At 41.2% G+C, this 18,908-nt stretch carries 16 protein-coding genes; 10 read left to right on the top strand and 6 right to left on the bottom strand.

Annotated elements, in window-relative coordinates:
• Nucleotides 1-119: 119 nt before the first annotated feature.
• Nucleotides 120-1,613, bottom strand: a complete 1,494-nt coding sequence (gene gppA, locus P4S60_RS17665; RefSeq protein ID WP_337116802.1) for a guanosine-5'-triphosphate,3'-diphosphate diphosphatase — start codon at nt 1,611-1,613, stop codon at nt 120-122.
• Between the two features lie 48 nt (nt 1,614-1,661).
• Entirely contained in the window at nt 1,662-2,936 is a 1,275-nt protein-coding gene (rhlB, locus tag P4S60_RS17660; RefSeq protein WP_063700702.1) for an ATP-dependent RNA helicase RhlB, read from the bottom strand.
• A gap of 90 nt (nt 2,937-3,026) precedes the next feature.
• Here rhlB and trxA point away from each other — a divergent pair, with 90 nt between their 5' ends.
• The 3 genes from trxA (at nt 3,027) to P4S60_RS17645 (ending at nt 6,209) form a co-directional block, all read left to right on the top strand.
• Nucleotides 3,027-3,353, top strand: a complete 327-nt coding sequence (gene trxA / locus P4S60_RS17655; RefSeq protein WP_063700701.1) for a thioredoxin TrxA — start codon at nt 3,027-3,029, stop codon at nt 3,351-3,353.
• A 181-nt stretch (nt 3,354-3,534) separates the two neighbouring features.
• Nucleotides 3,535-4,794, top strand: a complete 1,260-nt coding sequence (gene rho / locus P4S60_RS17650) for a transcription termination factor Rho (RefSeq protein ID WP_062566226.1) — start codon at nt 3,535-3,537, stop codon at nt 4,792-4,794.
• A 164-nt stretch (nt 4,795-4,958) separates the two neighbouring features.
• Nucleotides 4,959-6,209, top strand: a complete 1,251-nt coding sequence (locus tag P4S60_RS17645) for a methyl-accepting chemotaxis protein (RefSeq protein WP_337116801.1) — start codon at nt 4,959-4,961, stop codon at nt 6,207-6,209.
• Here P4S60_RS17645 and P4S60_RS17640 read toward each other — a convergent pair.
• Entirely contained in the window at nt 6,182-9,016 is a 2,835-nt protein-coding gene (locus P4S60_RS17640) for a tetratricopeptide repeat protein (protein WP_337116800.1), read from the bottom strand. The two genes, P4S60_RS17645 and P4S60_RS17640, sit on opposite strands and share 28 nt — an antisense overlap.
• 158 nt (nt 9,017-9,174) lie before the next feature.
• Here P4S60_RS17640 and P4S60_RS17635 point away from each other — a divergent pair, with 158 nt between their 5' ends.
• Both P4S60_RS17635 and P4S60_RS17630 read left to right on the top strand, forming a co-directional pair.
• Nucleotides 9,175-9,669 carry a DNA-J related domain-containing protein gene (locus P4S60_RS17635; protein ID WP_337116799.1) on the top strand — a complete coding sequence of 165 codons (495 nt, stop codon included), beginning with the start codon at nt 9,175-9,177 and terminating at the stop codon, nt 9,667-9,669.
• Nucleotides 9,660-9,755 (top strand): hypothetical protein, encoded by a 96-nt coding sequence (locus P4S60_RS17630; protein ID WP_337116878.1) that lies wholly within the window; start codon nt 9,660-9,662, stop codon nt 9,753-9,755. The genes P4S60_RS17635 and P4S60_RS17630 overlap by 10 nt, the downstream gene beginning before the upstream one ends.
• 9 nt (nt 9,756-9,764) lie before the next feature.
• Here P4S60_RS17630 and dbpA read toward each other — a convergent pair whose 3' ends face one another.
• On the bottom strand, nt 9,765-11,153 hold the full coding sequence (gene dbpA / locus P4S60_RS17625; protein ID WP_063700692.1) for an ATP-dependent RNA helicase DbpA: 1,389 nt from the start codon (nt 11,151-11,153) through the stop codon (nt 9,765-9,767).
• A gap of 187 nt (nt 11,154-11,340) precedes the next feature.
• Here dbpA and P4S60_RS17620 point away from each other — a divergent pair, with 187 nt between their 5' ends.
• Entirely contained in the window at nt 11,341-12,297 is a 957-nt protein-coding gene (locus P4S60_RS17620; protein ID WP_337116797.1) for a tetratricopeptide repeat protein, read from the top strand.
• A 314-nt stretch (nt 12,298-12,611) separates the two neighbouring features.
• Here the strand turns inward: P4S60_RS17620 and P4S60_RS17615 are convergent, their stop codons facing one another.
• Together P4S60_RS17615 and P4S60_RS17610 are read right to left on the bottom strand one after the other, a co-directional pair.
• Nucleotides 12,612-14,570, bottom strand: a complete 1,959-nt coding sequence (locus P4S60_RS17615; protein WP_337116796.1) for an alpha/beta hydrolase family protein — start codon at nt 14,568-14,570, stop codon at nt 12,612-12,614.
• Between the two features lie 108 nt (nt 14,571-14,678).
• Entirely contained in the window at nt 14,679-15,584 is a 906-nt protein-coding gene (locus tag P4S60_RS17610; RefSeq protein WP_337116795.1) for a DUF808 domain-containing protein, read from the bottom strand.
• Between the two features lie 113 nt (nt 15,585-15,697).
• Here P4S60_RS17610 and P4S60_RS17605 point away from each other — a divergent pair, with 113 nt between their 5' ends.
• From P4S60_RS17605 to P4S60_RS17590, 4 genes are all read left to right on the top strand, one after another.
• Nucleotides 15,698-15,985, top strand: coding sequence for an MliC family protein (locus P4S60_RS17605; RefSeq protein WP_337116794.1), 288 nt, complete (start codon nt 15,698-15,700; stop codon nt 15,983-15,985).
• An 85-nt stretch (nt 15,986-16,070) separates the two neighbouring features.
• The gene (gene ubiD / locus P4S60_RS17600; RefSeq protein WP_217875467.1) at nt 16,071-17,537 is read left to right on the top strand and encodes a 4-hydroxy-3-polyprenylbenzoate decarboxylase; all 1,467 of its coding nucleotides are present in this window, start codon (nt 16,071-16,073) and stop codon (nt 17,535-17,537) included.
• Between the two features lie 87 nt (nt 17,538-17,624).
• Nucleotides 17,625-18,338 carry an NAD(P)H-flavin reductase gene (fre, locus tag P4S60_RS17595; RefSeq protein WP_337116793.1) on the top strand — a complete coding sequence of 238 codons (714 nt, stop codon included), beginning with the start codon at nt 17,625-17,627 and terminating at the stop codon, nt 18,336-18,338.
• Between the two features lie 145 nt (nt 18,339-18,483).
• A complete protein-coding gene (locus tag P4S60_RS17590) occupies nt 18,484-18,900 on the top strand; it encodes a CBS domain-containing protein (RefSeq protein WP_054554669.1) in 417 nt (138 codons plus the stop codon).
• The last annotated feature ends 8 nt before the right edge of the window (nt 18,901-18,908 follow it).

Raw genomic sequence — 18,908 nt, 5'->3', positions numbered from 1 at the left:
GATCCGAATTGAGATCAACTGTTTTTTTAAGTTTTTATGAAAAAAATGACTGTTCGCACAAAATACGAACGAAACGCGCAAAAACAGCACTAAAAAAGGCCCCAAAGGGCCTTTTAACGTTATTTTACTATAAGCTTCCAACCTACTTTTGCTTGTAGCTTGGACTCTAGTTGTAGTTCACTGGCCATTAATGGGTGATATTTTAACCAATCGCCATCAAATGTCAGTGTGAGGGTGTTTTCATTAACACTAAGATCTATCGCTGGCAGTACATCATCTTGGCGACGCATTGATAAGATCACGGCGATCCGCACAACTCTTGTTAAACATTCTGCGAGTACTTGATGACAACCTAAGTGAGCAAAGCTGTTTTTAACAAGATCAGCACGATGCTCATTAGCAACAGCTGTGATCAGTTTATGCTCAGATTGTGAGAATCCTGGCATATCTGTGTTTTCTATAATGTAAGCTGTGTGCTTATGATAAAGCTTATACTCTATCAGTAAGCCAATCTCGTGCAGTTTTGCAACCGTTCTTAATAATGCGATTGCGTTATCATCTATTGACTGCCATTGCCCCATGACGCTTTTTGCCAATTGCTCTGCTAGTTGCGCAACACGGCACGCTTGTTTTTGATCAACATGATAGCGATTCATTAAGCCATCAACAGTTCGTTTTCGAATGTCGTGGTTATGAAGCTCTGGCACCATGCTGTATAAAACACCTTCGCGTAATGCGCCGCGAGCAAGACCCATTTGTTTTATATCTAACGATTCAAACAATGCGATCAAAATAGCGAGGCCAGAAACAAACACTAGACGGCGCTCTTCGCTCAAGCCTGCAAGCTCAAGATCAGCAATAGTGTCAAATTGTACTGATTGTTCTTTAATGGCGAGGAGTTTATCGAGCGTTAAAAGCTCATCTTGGTTTTGTGCAACCATGATCTCTTGAATAGCTTGCACAGTACCCGATGCACCGCTCGCTATTTGCCAGCCCGTTGCTTGGTATTCATCAACAATTTCAGCAACCACATCACTAGCCGCTTTAATTGCTGCAGCAAAATTTTCGTTACTGAGTTTTTGATCTTTAAAGTAGCGTTCTAGGAAGGTAACACACCCCATATGCAGGCTTTTATAGTGCAGTGCATCAAAACCTTGGCCGATCACGACTTCAGTACTCGCGCCGCCAATATCGATCACCAGTTGTTTGCCGCTACAAGCTGAGGTATGCGCCACACCTTTATAGATTGTCTTTGCTTCTAACTCACCGCTGATGACATTGATTTTATGACCAAGGATCTGTTCAGCTTTTTGCTTGAATACATCAGCGTTAGTAGCAAGACGTAAAGTTGCGGTCGCAACAATTGTGATGTTTTTCTTTGGTATGTCTTGTAGACGTTCAGCGAACAAGGCTAGACATTCCCAGCCTCGTTGCATGGCTTCTGTACTTAGGACGTTGTTTTCATCAAGTCCTGCAGCAAGCCTTACTTTACGTTTGACTCGACCGATCGTTTGCAGACCGCCAGCAATCGATTTAGCGATCAGCATATGAAAGCTATTTGATCCTAAGTCGATTACTGCATACACATTTTTTTGCGGTTGAAGTTGCCCCACCGTTCAAAAACCTCTAGTTACTACTAAGTCTTCAACAACGGTCGCTTATTACGACCGTGATTTCTGGTAACTATTATTTGGTCGACGTCCGTTGTTATTACGACTACGTGGGCCTGTAGAATAGTTCCGCTTTTTCTGAATAGTAGGCTTAGTTAAATCATCAAGCAATGCACTTTTATCATAATGTGATAATGGAATGCTGTGTTCTATATATTGCTCAATTTCGTGGAGATTATAGGCATACTGTTCACAGGCAAAGCTAATAGCGTGTCCTGATGCACCAGCACGTCCTGTACGGCCAATACGGTGTACATAGTCTTCACAATCATCTGGCAAATCAAAATTAAATACATGACTTACTTCTGGAATATGCAAACCACGGGCAGCAACGTCGGTTGCTACTAAAAAGTCTAAATCGCCTTTGGTAAATTGAGCCAAAATTGATTGACGTTTTTTCTGATTTACATCACCGGTTAATAACCCAACTCGATGACCATCCGCTTTCATCCATGCATAGACATTCTCACAACTGTGTTTCGTATTTGCAAACACAATTGCTTTCTCTGGCCATTCTTCTTCAATTAAAGTTAACAGTAACTTAATTTTGTCATCTTGTGATGGATGGAACAGCTCTTCCTGAATACGCTTACCTGTTTTTACATCAGGCTCGACTTGTACATGCTCAGGGTTAGTCATATGTTCAAACGCTAATTCCTGCACGCGATAAGACAAGGTTGCAGAAAACAATAGGTTTAAGCGCTCAGACGTTTCTGGCATGCGTCTAAACATATAACGAATATCTTTTATGAAGCCTAAATCGAACATACGATCTGCTTCATCAAGCACCACAACTTCAATTTCATTCAGGGTGTAACAGCCCTGTTTATAAAGATCGATAAGGCGTCCGGTGGTCCCAATTAAAATATCCACGCCTTTTTCTAGTTGTGCACGTTGTTTTTCGTAATCTTCGCCACCATATACTAAACCTAAGTTAAGATTACAGTGTGGCGCTAAAATTTTTGCATCTTTGTGTATCTGAATCGCCAGCTCCCTTGTTGGGGCCATGATCAGGGCTCTTGGATGTTTACTAGGTGCTTTGCTAGATTGTAATAACCGATGGCACGTGGCAGTTAAAAACGCCAACGTTTTGCCCGTACCCGTTTGTGCTTGGCCCGCAATATCGCGGCCTTCACAAATAAAAGGTAGGCATTTCGCTTGAATGGGTGTGCAATATTCAAACCCATTTTCGGTTAAACCGGCAACCACTTCCGGTGCGATAGCAAAGTCTGAAAACTTTTTATCGGTCAAATGTGTCTTAGTCATAGCGTTTAAGCATAACGTTTAAACTTGCAATAAGAAACAAGAGTGTTTAAATACGCATTAAATATTTCGCCTAACTAATCGGAGATCGCAATGAGCGAGAAAATTATTCAATTAACTGACGATAGCTTTGAAGCTGACGTACTACAATCAGACAAACCTGTACTTGTTGATTTTTGGGCTGAATGGTGCGGACCTTGTAAAATGATCGCCCCTATTCTTGACGAAGTAGCTGGCGAGTTTGATGGCCGTGTTACAGTTGCAAAACTTAACATCGACCAAAACGCGGGCACACCACCTAAGTTTGGTATCCGTGGTATCCCTACATTACTTCTTTTCAAAGATGGCCAAGTTGCAGCAACTAAAGTTGGCGCTCTTTCTAAGACTCAATTAGTAGAGTTTTTAGAAAACAACATCTAATGAAAATATAAAAAAAGGGCTTTTTGCCCTTTTTTTAGCTTTATTTTGTTTAAAGACTGGACGCCTTGCTAGTGACCTGCTAGTTTATAAAGCCAACTAATCCTTAGTTATACCAACAAACCTCACTCATGTATCTAACGATGATTTTGAGTATGACAATTGTAATAAAGAACCCACCAATATGCATTTACGCGAATTAAAAGACAAGTCTATCAAAGAGCTTGTAAACTTAGCTGAGTCCATGGGGCTCGAAAACGTAGCCCGTTTAAGAAAACAAGACATTATTTTCGCCATTTTGAAAGCGCACGCTAAAAGCGGTGAAAACATCTATGGCGGCGGTGTTTTAGAAATCTTACAAGATGGTTTTGGTTTCTTAAGATCATCAGAAGCATCTTACTTAGCCGGTCCAGATGATATTTATGTATCACCGAGTCAAATCCGTCGATTCAGCATGCGTACTGGTGACTCTATTTCAGGTCTTATTCGTCCACCTAAAGACGGTGAACGTTACTTCGCATTATTAAAAGTAAATGAAGTAAACTTCGACAAACCTGAAAACTCTCGCACAAAAATTCTTTTTGAAAACCTTACCCCACTTCACGCAAACGAACGTTTACGTATGGAACGTGGTAACGGTAGTACTGAAGACATCACAGCACGTGTACTTGATTTAGCCTCACCAATTGGTAAAGGCCAACGTGCGCTAATCGTTGCTCCGCCAAAAGCGGGTAAAACGATGCTACTGCAAAACATTGCACAATCAATTAGCTACAACCAGCCTGATTGTGAGCTTATGGTTCTTCTAATCGACGAGCGTCCAGAAGAAGTAACAGAGATGCAGCGTCTTGTTAAAGGTGAAGTAATTGCTTCAACATTTGATGAGCCAGCGAGTCGTCACGTTCAAGTTGCTGAAATGGTAATTGAAAAAGCGAAGCGCCTTGTTGAACACAAAAAAGATGTGGTTATCTTACTTGATTCAATCACGCGTCTTGCTCGTGCTTACAATACCGTTATCCCTTCATCAGGTAAGGTACTAACTGGTGGTGTTGATGCGAACGCTTTACACAAACCAAAACGTTTCTTTGGTGCGGCGCGTAACGTAGAAGAAGGCGGTAGCTTAACAATTATCGCAACAGCCCTAATCGATACGGGTTCGAAAATGGACGAAGTTATCTACGAAGAGTTCAAAGGTACAGGTAACATGGAATTACACTTAAATCGTAAGATTGCTGAAAAGCGTGTATTCCCTGCGATTGACTTTAACCGCTCAGGTACGCGTCGCGAAGAGTTACTCACTAAACCTGATGAACTTCAGAAGATGTGGATCTTACGTAAGATCGTTCATGAGATGTCAGAAATTGACGCGATGGAATTCTTAATTGATAAGCTTTCGATGAGCAAAACCAATGATGAATTCTTTGACTCAATGAAACGACAGTAACGATTACTGAGTTTTTAAAAAATGCCTGTTTAATACAGGCATTTTTTTTGCGTAAAACTAAGGACATAACACCTTAAAAGTTATACTTTTACAGAATAAGTTTATTGGTAATAAATAGAAATTTGTTCTATACATTATAGGATTAAAAGGTAAGGACCCCCTCAATGACTCGCATTAAAGTAGCTGTAGCTCTATTCTTAGTAAGCTTACTTAGTTGTATTGCTAGTTTTACTGTATTTGATACTTCTACTCCTGCTATGGCTGTGCTTACACTTGTTGTAATCATTCCATGGCTAGCTTTGATTGCTTTTGTCTATACAACAGATAAAAAGCAACAAGATCATTTAAGCTACTTTGTTAAGCAGATTACTTCTGAGCAAGGCATCGATTTCACTTTCCGTTTTGACGAAAATGATCGTCAATTACCGCAAGCTTGTCATGCCCTCAATGCAAGCCTGACGATGATTGAGCACATGCTTGGCGAAATATACTCGTCATCTGCCCGCTTGTTACCTATGGCTGATGCACTGCGTGACACTTATGCATCAATGACTCAGAAAGCCACGATACAAGATGCCCACGGTATTGATTTAGCAGATACTATTACCCGCACCATTGAAGTATCTAAAGAGCTAGATAGAAGCCTAGAACAAATTTTTAATTCAGTATCTGATGCCACTAAATCAGTACAACAAACCCGCTTAGACACAGATAAAAGCCAAGCAAGTCTTATCAAGCTTGCCGATAATATTAACCTCACCAGTGAGCAGATTATTTTACTTAAGCAAGACAGTGATGCGATTGGCTCCGTTATTGACGTTATCAATAGTATTGCCGAGCAGACTAACTTACTTGCGCTAAATGCTGCAATTGAAGCAGCTCGAGCGGGTGAACAAGGTCGCGGCTTTGCGGTAGTCGCTGATGAAGTAAGAAATCTGGCTGCCCGCACCAGTAAATCAACACAAGAAGTACGTGAGATGGTAGCTAAAATCCAGCACAGTACTGAACAAGCATATCAATTAATGCAAACGGCACTAAAGGAAACCGAGCGTACGGTTGAGCTGTCTGAGGCTTCAACCAAAGAAACCAATAAAATTGAACAAGCAATGCTTGAAATTAATGCGTTTTCTGAGAGAGTTCATGAGCAGGTGGCGATGCAAAGCCAAATGTCGGATGAAGCCCAAGCAAGTATTGATGCGATGGTGGAGCTCAACTCTGATGCACTTTCAAGTTCACAAATTCAGGCTGTATCGAGTAAAGACTTGGTTCGCCTTGCCCACACCTTAGACGATAAGCTGTCGATGTTTCATATCACGCCACCAGAAACCGATCACGAACAGCGAATTGATCGCTCTCGTTTCGATACAAACCAAGAAATTGAAAAAATTCAAGACGGTGATATTGAACTGTTTTGATCAACCGAAGCATTATGTAGTTGCTCAAGTAGTTGAGCAACTAAACCTGTTAAATCGGTAAGTTTGTCTTGCTTTAACGCCGACTCAAGCGCCATAGCACTCATTGCAACATCATCCAGCTCAAACATTTTAGCTGCACCACCTATACGGTGAGCATCCTGCTGTAAGTTAAACAATTCATGAGCTGCAAAGTGCTGTTGTATCAATGCGCTTTCATGCTCAAAGCTATTGATAAAGCTTGCCACTAAGTCACTCATATCATGCTGGGATTTAGTTGTGGTGCAGTCTTTTTTGCAATGCTTCGCAAGTTGCGTGTAAAACACTTTTTTATCAATTGGTTTGGCAAGGTAACCTGTAAAACCAGCTTCAAGGTAACTGTCGATTTCATGGCTAATTGCATTAGCCGTTAATGCATACACAGGCTGGGTAAAGCCACATTCTTGTAATAGCTTGAGCGCCTGTAAGCCATCCAATACTGGCATTTGAATATCCAGCAGCACCACATCAGGGAATTCCTTGAGGCACTGCTCAACAGCTTGCTCACCATTTTCAACCGCAATCACCTCAAGGCCCATCGACTCTAAATAACGAGAAATTAAACGGCGGTTATCTGGGTGATCTTCAGCAAGTAACACTTTACCTGATAAACCTTTTGTCACTGGCTGCACATACTTTGTAAGCTCAACTGTTTCAGAGCTTGGCGTATGCTCTTTACACGGCAAGTAAAACGAAAATATGCTGCCTTTATTCAGTTCACTTTCAACACTAATATAGCCACCCATCATCATCGCAAGCTGCTGTGATAGGCTTAAGCCAAGCCCGGTCCCACCAAAGCGACGGCTGATGCTATTGTCGCCTTGCCTAAAACATTCAAATATTTGCTTAAGCTGCTCGGCGTTCATACCAATGCCCGTATCAGCGACACGAAACCAGACCCCTTGCTCTACTTGAGAGACTTTTAACTCTACTTCACCTTGATTGGTAAATTTAATTGCATTAGCACACAGGTTGATAAGTATTTGTTTAATACGGGTAAAGTCGAGCTGACTGTAAAACTGCTCACCCAACTCATTGTGAAAAGCAAAGTTCAGCCCTTTATCTTTAGCCTGACCACTGAGCATGGAGTGGACGTCAGTAAGTAATCGAACTAAATCACCTTCTTTTAGGCTTAACTCAAGCTTGTTAGCCTCAATTTTACTTATATCGAGTACATCGTTAATCAGTTCTTTTAAGTGATCACTTTGCTTTTGAATAACCGCAAGCTCATCGTTTAACTGCTCTGGTTTATAAAAACCATTCATTAAATTATCTGTTTGCCCCAAAATTGCAGTTAAAGGTGTACGGATTTCATGGCTGATATTTGCTAAAAACTGACTTTTAATTTCGTTAGCACTACGTAATTGCTCCGCCGTCTCTTCAAGCTCTTTGGTTCGTTTCGCGACCATTAACGAAAGTTGCTCTTTGGCACCTTTTTCTATACTACGACGATAAATAGTAATCCCCGTTACCACTATCATCACAAACAGAATAAACAACATAATGCCCAACTGGCGCTGTTTAGACATTTCGAGCTCTTGCACATGTTGTAGCTGCTTTAGCTCAACAATTTCTTGATTAAGCTGACTTGCTTGGATTTGACTTTGCAGCTCACCCATCGACTTTAATAATTTTAAGCTTTGCTCGCTTTTGAATGAACGTACAAACTGATCAAAACTAGCAACGGCCCCTGCATAATCTCCTTTACCAGATTTAATTAGGGCCATCATCCCTGCGCCGTCTTGTACTCTCAAATCATCTTTATATTGTTTAGCCATAAAGACCGATGTAGTCAGAGTTGCTTCAGCTTCAGCGAGCTTTCCTTGTAATAACTCGATTTTTGCTTGCGATAATAAACCGGCAAGCTCTAACGTTTTATTATCAATTTGTTTTGCAAATTCAACGGCTTTCTCTGCATGGCTTAAGGCAAGTTCTAAATCACCGGTACGCAGATAAACATTGGCTATGTTTGCGTGGCGCGACGAAAGAAAATAAGCGTTATTTGTCTCTTGGTAGTATCGCAAAGCTCGCTGATAGTAATGCAAAGACAGCTGGTATTGACCAAGCTCAGAGTACGCAACGCCAATATTGCCATAGGATTGAGCAACGCCATCTTCATCCCCTAATTTTTGGAAAATCTCTAGCGTTTCTCTATACATATCAAGCGCAATGTCATAGCTCGACAAACGAATATAAATACCCGCTATGTTGTGTAAGATATCTGCTTTATCTTGTTCACTGCCATGCTCTTCGTATATGTCTTTCGCTTCTTTGTAATACTTAAGCGCTTGATCCATATTGAACATATCAAAATAAGCAAGGCCAATATTACTAAGTAAGTTCGCTTCGGCAATTGGCTCTGGTAGCTTTTTCGCAACGCTTAATGCCTTACTGTAAGCAAGCACAGCTTGTTGCATCAAACCTTGATAATAGTAAGTAACCCCTTGCATTTTTAAACTACGAAAATACCGTTTTGGGGTTGCAGCAAAGCTTGTCGATTGCTCTGCCAATTGGTAGTTCTTTACAGCCGCCGAAAAATTGCCTTTATCAAGCGCAAAATCCGCAAGTTGCAGGTATATATCAAGGCTTTTTTCTTGGTTAGTTGTATCTTGCTTAAGCAGTTTTTTGGCAAGCTGTTGCTTTTCTTGCCACTGCTCGGATTCACTAAATTGTTTGAATAATGAAGAAATAGCAAAACTGGGCTGCGAAAAGAGTACACTGCAGCCTATCAGGATGGCTGTAAGCAAGTTAATACGCAGTGATGTGAACATATGACGAAATCCCTTAATATCAACTTAGCCTGAAGATGCTGTTAGTAAGCTTGGCTAAAAGTATTCCCTAGTATCTAAAAAACAATAGCGTAGTTTCAAAAAAGCAGCTGTGATAGCGTATACCACTGTAGATTACACTAAAGATAGGCTGACGAACAATGGTTAACCCACTGATTGATGAGATTTTTTACCTTCTTTTGGAACAACCAACGTGGAAGGTTCATACGCTTGCCAGCGCTCTCAGTGAATCAGGAAAAATTGAACCATTAGACGCTGACCCACAAAAAGATCTGTTTAAACGCAACTTTTTAGTTATGAATGGCCTTTATCAGCTGCAAACACAACTCGCACCAGAGCAACAACTACAAATTGCGTCACTTCACATTGAACTTGTTAGTAAGCAAACAGGTAACGCACTAGAAAGTCATGATCCGCTAAGGGATTACTATTTAGATTGGCAGAACTTTGATACAAGCAGCGAAGAAATTGATGCGTTATTAACTGATTTTTGGCAGCGTTTTTCGTCATTTAGCCCAAAAAAGTCACTCACTCATTATCTCAGCAGCAGCTATTACATTTACAACAGGCGTGGCAGCTACCTAGTGATTTTTCGGAAAAACAGTTACAAAGGCGTTGGCGACAACTGGCGTTAAAACACCACCCAGACCGTCAAGGCTGTGCAATTGAGTTTAAGAAAATACAACTCGAATATGAGCAACTTAAAGCAAGCTGCTCATAACTCAACAATTTACCTGCTCAAACGTCGTGCGCGAATCTTACGCTTTTTAATATTACCTTCAGTTAATTTGCGTAACGCAGGTTTTGCAGCAGCTCGCTCCACAGCAATAAAGGCCACATTATCAAGTACATTAATTTTACCTACCTGATGACCAGCAATTCCCTCTTTGCCTGTTAATGCACCTAAAATATCACCGGCACGAATTTTTTGCTTCTTGCCAGCATCAATCATAATGGTTGCCATGGTTGGTTTATAAGCGGGCTTTTCTAGCAAGCTAAATGGCGGAATTGGTTCAGGGTCAAAGTCACGCTCGTAGTGGTCGCCAATTTGTGCCACTTTAAATTGCTCAGCTTCACCATAAATAGAACATGCAATGCCCTTTTTACCTGCTCGACCAGTACGGCCAACACGGTGTACATGGGTTTGTGGATCATGCGCTAGGTGGTAGTTCACGACCATATCCATATCGTTGATATCTAAGCCACGCGCGGCAACATCCGTTGCAACTAGAATACAGGCGCTTTTATTAGCAAAGCGAATTAAAGTACGCTCACGTTCACGTTGATCTAAATCACCGTGTAAGGCAACCGCACTAAACCCTTCAGCATAAAGGTCATCACAAATCTGCTGTGTTTCAACCTTGGTGTTACAAAAAACCACACAGCTTTCTGGTTGGAACTTCAACAACAACAGCTTCAATGTATTAAAGCGCTGTTTATTATTATCTAGCTTGTAAAAGTATTGCTTGATTGTGCTTTTTGTTTGCTCTTCTTCTACCTTAATCATTTCTGGGTTGCTAAGCACTCGCTCAGCTATCGCAGCAATTGATTTTGGATAAGTCGCACTAAACAATAATGTTTGGCGTTGGTTAGGAATGCACTCAACAATAGCATCAAGGGTATCTTGGAAGCCCATATCTAGCATTTGATCAGCTTCATCTAACACTAGGGTCTCGACATCATCTAAACGCAATGTGCCTTTGCGAATATGGTCATCAACACGACCAGGAGTACCAACGATGATATGCGCACCATGCTCTAATGAGCCAATTTGTGGACCAATAGAGACACCACCACATAAGGTTAAAACTTTAATGTTATGAATACCACGGGCAAGCTTACGAACTTCTTCAGCAACTTGCTCTGCTAACTCTCGGGTTGGACATAAAATGAGAGACTGAATACGAAAGCGTTTCACATTTAACTTAGCCAGCACACCTAAACTAAATGCAGCCGTTTTACCCGACCCCGTTTTGGCTTGGGCAATAATATCTTTGCCTTGCAAGATCACTGGCAAACTTTGCGCTTGCACAGGCGTCATTTGCGTATAACCTAAAGTTGATAAGTTATCGGTTAACTCTTGCGGCAAAGCCAAAGATGAAAAAGCAGTAGCAGTCACAGTAATATTCCAAACTTGATAATTGAGGGACATCCTCGAAGATGTTGTGGATCATAGCAGAGAATGTGCTGTTTCTCTAAACGAAAACACTGTTCGACTCGTTTAATTCATATTTGGTTACAGTTTGACGCTTTCTAACTTTCTGCATTTGTTCTAGTTTATTGGTAGCAATATTCAGGAAGAAACGATGCTTCTATTTAATACCGCACCCGCTGATGTTTTTTATAAAAAACAAAAAACGTGTCCACATTGTCATAGTGAACATTATTCTTTAAGCAATCACAGTAGAGTGTTGCGCTTTAGTATTTTGCCCATCATGCCACTCTCTATTAATTATCAAAGGCAATGCGATGACTGTGGCTATGTTACTCCTGCACCTTGGTATTCCCTGCCAGCTCTAGAATTAGCCTCATTTATAAAATACTTTATTGGTCTATTCATCATCGTTTACCTACTCACAAAGGCATTACTTGGTGCGAATGAACAAACTGAGAACGAGCAAACTTACCTAAGCGAGCCTAAGTTATTTGATACCTATTTTGTGTATTCAGATAAATTCACTGGCAAGCCAAAACGTATTAACAATTTGAAAGTGGCACAACTCGTTGAGTTTGACGATAAGAGCATGACATTTAGAATTGCTAACTACACATACAAATACAACAAAGACATCGAGATTGCGATGCGCACCAGTCTGTTAGTTCAAGATGATTACTTTTCTAGTAAAACTCTAACCTTCAGTAAACAACAAATTAAACAGCTGTATGATGAAGGCAGCATATATAAAATCATGCGACCTGAGCTTTATAGCTTATTCGGTGGTTTTGTGATGCACCCACCAAGACCCAAACCCTTATACGCAGGTGTGAAGCTAGATAAACACAATCAACAAGGCATTACTTACTTCAAAGATGGCTTATACAAAGAAGCACTGAATAGCTTTACGCTGTCAGCTGAAGGTGGCTATTCATGGGGACAATTAAACTTAGGTCAGATGTATCGTGACGGCCAAGGCACAGAAATCAATAACGAAAAAGCAGCTTATTGGCTTAACAAAGCCACCTTACAAGGGAATCCGAAAGCGAAAATTGAACTTGCAGAGCTATGTTTAAGTTACGATTGTAGTAAATTAGACACTCAATAACCAATTATCCATAAACATCACTCAGAAGAAACCAAGCTAATAATATGACTCTCGCTATTTACTTTGTTTTTGTTATGTTATAACATTTTTATGTGACGCAGTATTTATATTATTTTGTTGGTTTTATAAATGCGTGTTAGCAAAAGCAGAGTCACTCTCCCTACTCTGTTTTAAATTACAACTGGGCTGCATTGCTTAATAAACGAATCGTCTTTTGAGTTTGTATAACTTGAAGGAAGACCTTGCACACTAGCACGCTTACGTTCCCGTGCTAAATCCTTGCCGGCGAGGTATCTCGCCGGCATTTTTCATATTTAAAGCTTTAAATGGTCTTCTAAGAAAGCCAGTACTTTTTTATAGTAAAGAGTACGGTGCTCTTCTTTATAAAAACCGTGGCCTTCATCATCTAGAATAGTAATTTCATATGGGTGTTTAGCTTTTTTCAATGCTGCTTCTAGTGATTCTGCTTGCTCAATTGGTGCACGTTCGTCTTCACCACCATGTACAATAAGCACAGGTGCTTTTAGCTTATCTACATTATAAGCAGGCGAGAATGCTTTTAACTCAGCCTCATCAGTCCCAATCACTGTTTTTAGGTAATTAACCCCATAGCTTCGGGCTTGCGTGTCACCTTCTTCATACATAAGAGGTAAGTCGTAAACCCCCATCAAGCCTATTGCACACTTGAACATATCTGGCTCTATAATCGCGCTTTGTAGTGCAGAGTAACCACCGAAGCTGGTTCCCATAATACAAATATTATCTTTATCAACTGTGCCGTCATTAATTAACAGTTTTACACCATCAATAATATCGTGCTGAATATTTTGTCCCCACTGGCGATAGCCTGCCTCTTGGAAATTCATACCAAACCCTTCAGAGCCACGAAAGTTAACCTTAAGTACTGCTATACCTTTATTAGCTAACATTTGTACTTCTGGATCGTAGCCCCAGTTATCACGTGCAATTGGGCCACCATGCGGCATAACAACGAGTGGTAAGTTTTTCTCAGCTTTGCCATTTGGCACAGTTAAATAAGCAAGAATTGTTAATCCATCGCGGCTTTTAAAACGCAGTGGTGTGGTTTGCGCCATATCATCTTGGTTTATCCAACCACGCGCTGAAAATAGCACTCTTAACTTATTCTTCTTTGCGTCATACAGATAATATTGCCCAGGGTTTATATCACTTGATGCAAAAATAATATTTTTTGAATCGTCTTCGGTACTGCTGACTAGCTGTACTTGACTACCAGGCAATGCACCTAGCATATCTTTAAGACGCTGAGACTTTACTGAGCTACTATCTACAAAAGAGTAGCTAGGGTAGTCAGCCTCCGTTTCTATTGCAAATAACTCTTTAGTAACTTCATCAACCCAAATATGTGATGGTGACACATGCTTATCTTGGAATATTTTCGTTACTTCTTTGGTTTTTAGGTTAATTTTAATCAGGCTTTCTGCTTCGCCATCCTTTGATGCGGTGGCATATACAGACTCACCTGATTTATCAAACGCCTTCAATGAAATATCGGTGTAATCAATACCTTCTAAATCAAGCTCTTTCCAAAAACCGCCCTCTGGCTCTCGAACATGAAGTGTCGCATTGAGGTAATCGTCACTTGATACAGCGATACGAACGTTACCATCATGGTCTGTTAAAAAACGTCCCATTGGTGCAGGTGATCGCGTAATTAAAGTGCGAAGGCCGCGATATACATCGACTTCATATACAACGGTAGTTGGTTCATTGGTTGCTGTCCATGGGTAAGTGACAACCAAAACTTTTTTATCATCATGAAGTAAGGGATCTAAAAGATATGAAGTCCCCTCTACAGGTGTTTGTTTTTTTAACCGAGTACCTGTTTGCTGTTCACCATGATAACCAATTACGTATGCGCCACGGCTACCATCAGCGTTCACAGCAAATAACTCCCCATAATAAATAGGGGTATCTTGCCAGCCTTTTAAATACTCTTTTTCAAGAATAACACGTTCGTTGTTAACCCAGTGGTATTCGCCAACCTGTGCATTACCCGGAAAAGCAACCGCATGGGTTACGGCAAACTTGGTTGTATCAACAATAATGAGTGAATTTTTACCTTCGTGCTTTTTAATAGCAGCAACGTAATTGCCATCAGGAGAGATGGTTACACGACTAAAGTCATTGCCTTTACTAAAATCTTCTACCGATAATTTTGCAGATTTAGCGAAACTGGTAAATGACAGCGTAAATAACGCTAGCCCCAGCATAAAAGTGAGGTATCGAGACATGATTAACTCCATTTAACGATTTAATTGTTATTTTTAGCTGAGCAATAATAAAACAAAGACCCTATTTAAGCTACAATAAATTAACAAACCTGAGTTAACAAATGCTATCTATCGACGAATTTTATGCCAAAATTCAACTACTAACACAACGATAATCCCAGCGACAACGCCTAATAAACCATCAAATATAATTGGCGTAGCCAGCTCACCGGTTTTACCAAGTAAACCCGTTACAAACTCGGTGCTTCCCTGCTGGGCGTGATGTAAAACAGAGATACCGTGTACCAATATGCCACCGCCAACTAAGAACATAGCAACCGTTCCTGCAAAGGCTAAAAAGCGCATTAACTTAGGCGCTGCAGCAAGTAAAAACTTACCTACGAGCTCTTTTATTTTACCGCCACTTTGCTGCGCTTTTTGCAGTAAATACAAACCAGCATCATCAAGTTTAACAATCCCAGCAACTAACCCATACACGCCAATGGTCATAATAATTGCGATTACACTAAGCACTAAAGCTTGATTAACCAGCGTTGCACCAGCAACCGTGCCTAGCGTTATCACGATGATTTCTGCTGAGAGGATAAAGTCCGTACGGATTGCCCCTTTTACTTTTTGCTTTTCGTATTCTTGTAAGTCTTGTTGTTCAACCACACTTTCATCTTCTTGTTCAGCATGACCAAACAGTTTTTCGATAATTTTCTCTGCACCTTCAAAGCACAAAAATAGGCCGCCAACCATTAGCAGCGGAGTGATTAACCAAGGCAACCAAACACTAATCAATAATGCTGCGGGCACTAAGATGGCTTTATTTATAAACGAGCCTTTTGCTACAGCCCAAACCACAGGCAACTCTCTATCGGCAGTTACCCCTGTAACTTGCTGAGCATTAAGAGCGAGGTCATCACCTAATACCCCTGCTGTTTTTTTTGTTGCGACTTTACTCATCGTCGCAATGTCGTCTAAAAGTGTCGTAATATCATCAAGTAAGGTTAGTAAATTCGTGCCTGCCATGGTGGTTCCTTGCCCATTAAATACACTATCAACATAACTTATCCTGCCATTTTCACCAACGGTTAATTTTTCTTTGTTAGGCTTATAGCTCATTCAAAAATAGAGGTATTTCTATGATTAAACCACTTCTCTCGGGGCTCGCTTTAGTTACCTTGTGCGCGTGTGCTGAGCAAAGTGCACCGAGCAATTATCTGTGCGATGAGACCTTTAGCGCCAGTATCGTTGAATACAATGACGATGAAGCAAGACTGACATTTAAGGACGCTGAGTTTTTACTCAATCGCCAAGTAAGCGGCTCTGGGGTTAAATACAGTGCCGATAATGTACTGTTTTGGTCAAAAGGCGATGAAGCCATGCTGATTTTAAAGGGTAAAAAGTACCAATGTAGCTTAACTCAGTAACAGCAAAAGCTTTCGTGGCTAAATTAGCTTAATCAGTGGTTTTGAGTATAATAGCGACAGTTTATTCAGCGTTTAAGCGGCTATAATGAAATACAAAGATCTTCGCGAATTTATCGAGTTATTAGAACAAAAAGGTGAATTAAAACGGATCAAACAAGAAATTGATCCTTACCTTGAAATGACCGAAATTGCCGACCGCACGTTACGTGCCGAAGGCCCTGCTCTGTTATTCGAAAACCCTAAAGGCCACACTATTCCGGTTCTTGCCAACCTTTTTGGTACGCCTAAGCGTGTTGCAATGGGCATGGGTCAAGATGATGTTAGTGAACTGCGCGAAGTGGGTAAGTTATTAGCTTTTCTAAAAGAACCTGAGCCACCTAAAGGCATAAAAGAGGCACTAGGGCAAATCCCAGTATTCAAACAAGTATTGAATATGCCTGCTAAAGAAGTAAAAAAAGCGCCTTGCCAACAAGTGATACTTGAAGGCGATGATGTTGATTTAACTAAGCTACCTATCCAACATTGCTGGCCGGGTGATGCTGCGCCCTTGATCACATGGGGTCTAACAGTTACCAAAGGGCCTTATAAAAAGCGCCAAAACTTAGGTATCTACCGTCAGCAGCTACTGGGTAAAAACAAAATTATTATGCGTTGGCTATCGCACCGTGGTGGCGCACTAGATTTTCGAGAATGGTGTAAAGAGCACCCAGGCGAACCCTACCCTGTATCGGTGGCATTAGGTGCCGATCCTGCGACAATCTTAGGCGCTGTAACACCAGTACCAGACACCCTAAGTGAATATGCATTTGCTGGTTTACTACGTGGCAGTAAAACTGAAGTCGTAAAATCGATTTCAAATGACCTACAAGTGCCTGCTACTGCTGAGTTCGTGCTTGAAGGTTATATTATGCCGGGTGAAACTGCACCAGAAGGCCCTTATGGCGATCACACCGGTTACTACAACGAAGTAGACGAGTTTCCGGTGATGACGGTGACTCACATCACACATCGTGAAAATCCAATTTATCACAGCACTTACACTGGCCGTCCACCTGATGAGCCAGCAGTACTCGGGGTTGCTTTAAACGAAGTATTCGTGCCAATTCTGCAAAAGCAATTTCCTGAAATTGTAGATTTTTATCTACCACCTGAAGGCTGTTCATACCGTATGGCTGTAGTCACGATGAAAAAACAATACCCAGGTCATGCCAAACGCGTGATGATGGGGGTGTGGTCTTTCTTGCGTCAATTCATGTATACCAAGTTCGTGATTGTTTGTGATGATGATGTAAACGCACGCGATTGGAACGACGTAATCTGGGCCATTACCACGCGTATGGACCCTGCTCGCGATACGACGATGATCGAAAACACGCCAATTGATTATTTAGATTTTGCATCGCCAGTCTCTGGTCTTGGCTCAAAAATGGGCATGGATGCGACTAATAAGTGGCCTGGTGAAACGGATCGTGAATGGGGTGAACCCATTGTCATGGACCCAAAAATCAAAGAACGTGTTGATGAATTATGGGACAGCTTAGATATTCTCTAGGCTGTGACTATGTTAAACTGCTCAAAATTTAACGGTTATGAGTGCGATTCATAACCGAATTTGCTTCTGTGCTTATAAAGGTAAACTATGCAAACATTACTCGCTGACGTTGTTGCGATCAGCCCGCTTACAGACCACGTACATAAGGTCATTTTGAAACCACAGCAACCTGTGTCATTCGAGGCAGGCCAATATATGCAACTTGTATTAGGCGAAAAAGATAAGCGCGCCTTTTCTATTGCAAGCCGCCCATCACAAACTGAGCAAATTGAACTACACATTGGTGCCGCGGGTGCTGATTCGTATGCAATGCAAGCGCTTGATCATTTACGTCAAGCACATACAGAGCAACAGCACGTTAATGTTGAAGTAGGTTTAGGCGTATCACAGCTGCGAGTTGAGGGTGAGCGCCCAATTATTCTACTCGCTGGCGGTACTGGCTTCTCTTACGCTAAATCAATGGCTGATCACCTTGCTGAAATTGGCTGTGAGCGTCCTGTATTATTTTACTGGGGTGTACGTGAGCAAGCTGCACTTTATGCTCATGATGAAATGCAAGCATGGGCAAACAGCAACCCACATTTCCAATATATTCCTGTGGTTGAAAATGCACCACAAAGCTGGACTGGCAAAACCGGTTACGTCCACAAAGCCGTTATGGAAGATATCGTGTCTTTAGAACCATACGATATTTACATGGCAGGCCGCTTCGACATGATTGGCGTGGTTCGCGATGATTTTATTAATCATGGTGCGGTACGTGAGAACATGTACGCCGATGCATTTGCATTCATTAAATAACTAACTCATACAGGTTATTTTTAAGGCATCCAATTGGATGCCTTTTTTATTTGTTTTACCTATCGCCTTAATCCATCTAAACGATTTCACAAACTGCATTTCCTTGACCATACTCTGATTAGAATAACGATGGGGAGAGACCCAAATGCTAAATACAAAAGTACAAGATTTTATGCAACGTAAGTTGCCACACATTACGCCTGAAACTGAAATGACCACCGCAATTAGCGAGCTACAAAAGTTTAAATTATTGGGCGCACCGGTATTTGATGATAACAAAAGCCTAGTCGGCTTTATTTCTGAACAAGAGCTGCTGCAGCCGCTTATGCAAAACAGTTATTTCTGCGATGGCGTGGTAAAGGTAAAACAACTCATGCGCACCGATGTTGTTACCGTGAGTAGCGATCAAAATATCATTGAGTTGGCTGATGCCATGAAAACGGGTAAGCCAAAGAATTACCCAGTTATCGAGGGTGGTAAGGTTGTTGGCATGATCAGCCGAGGTGACGTGCTCAAGGCATTGTATGAAAACTATGTCTCATGCCAAGAGCACCAAGTGTAAGTTAGCTG

The sequence above is a fragment of the Pseudoalteromonas sp. Hal040 genome (genome assembly GCF_037162425.1).
GTDB lineage: Bacteria > Pseudomonadota > Gammaproteobacteria > Enterobacterales > Alteromonadaceae > Pseudoalteromonas > Pseudoalteromonas gelatinilytica.
Note: the sequence above shows the minus strand (reverse complement) of the source record. Positions and strands in the feature narration are given on the sequence as shown.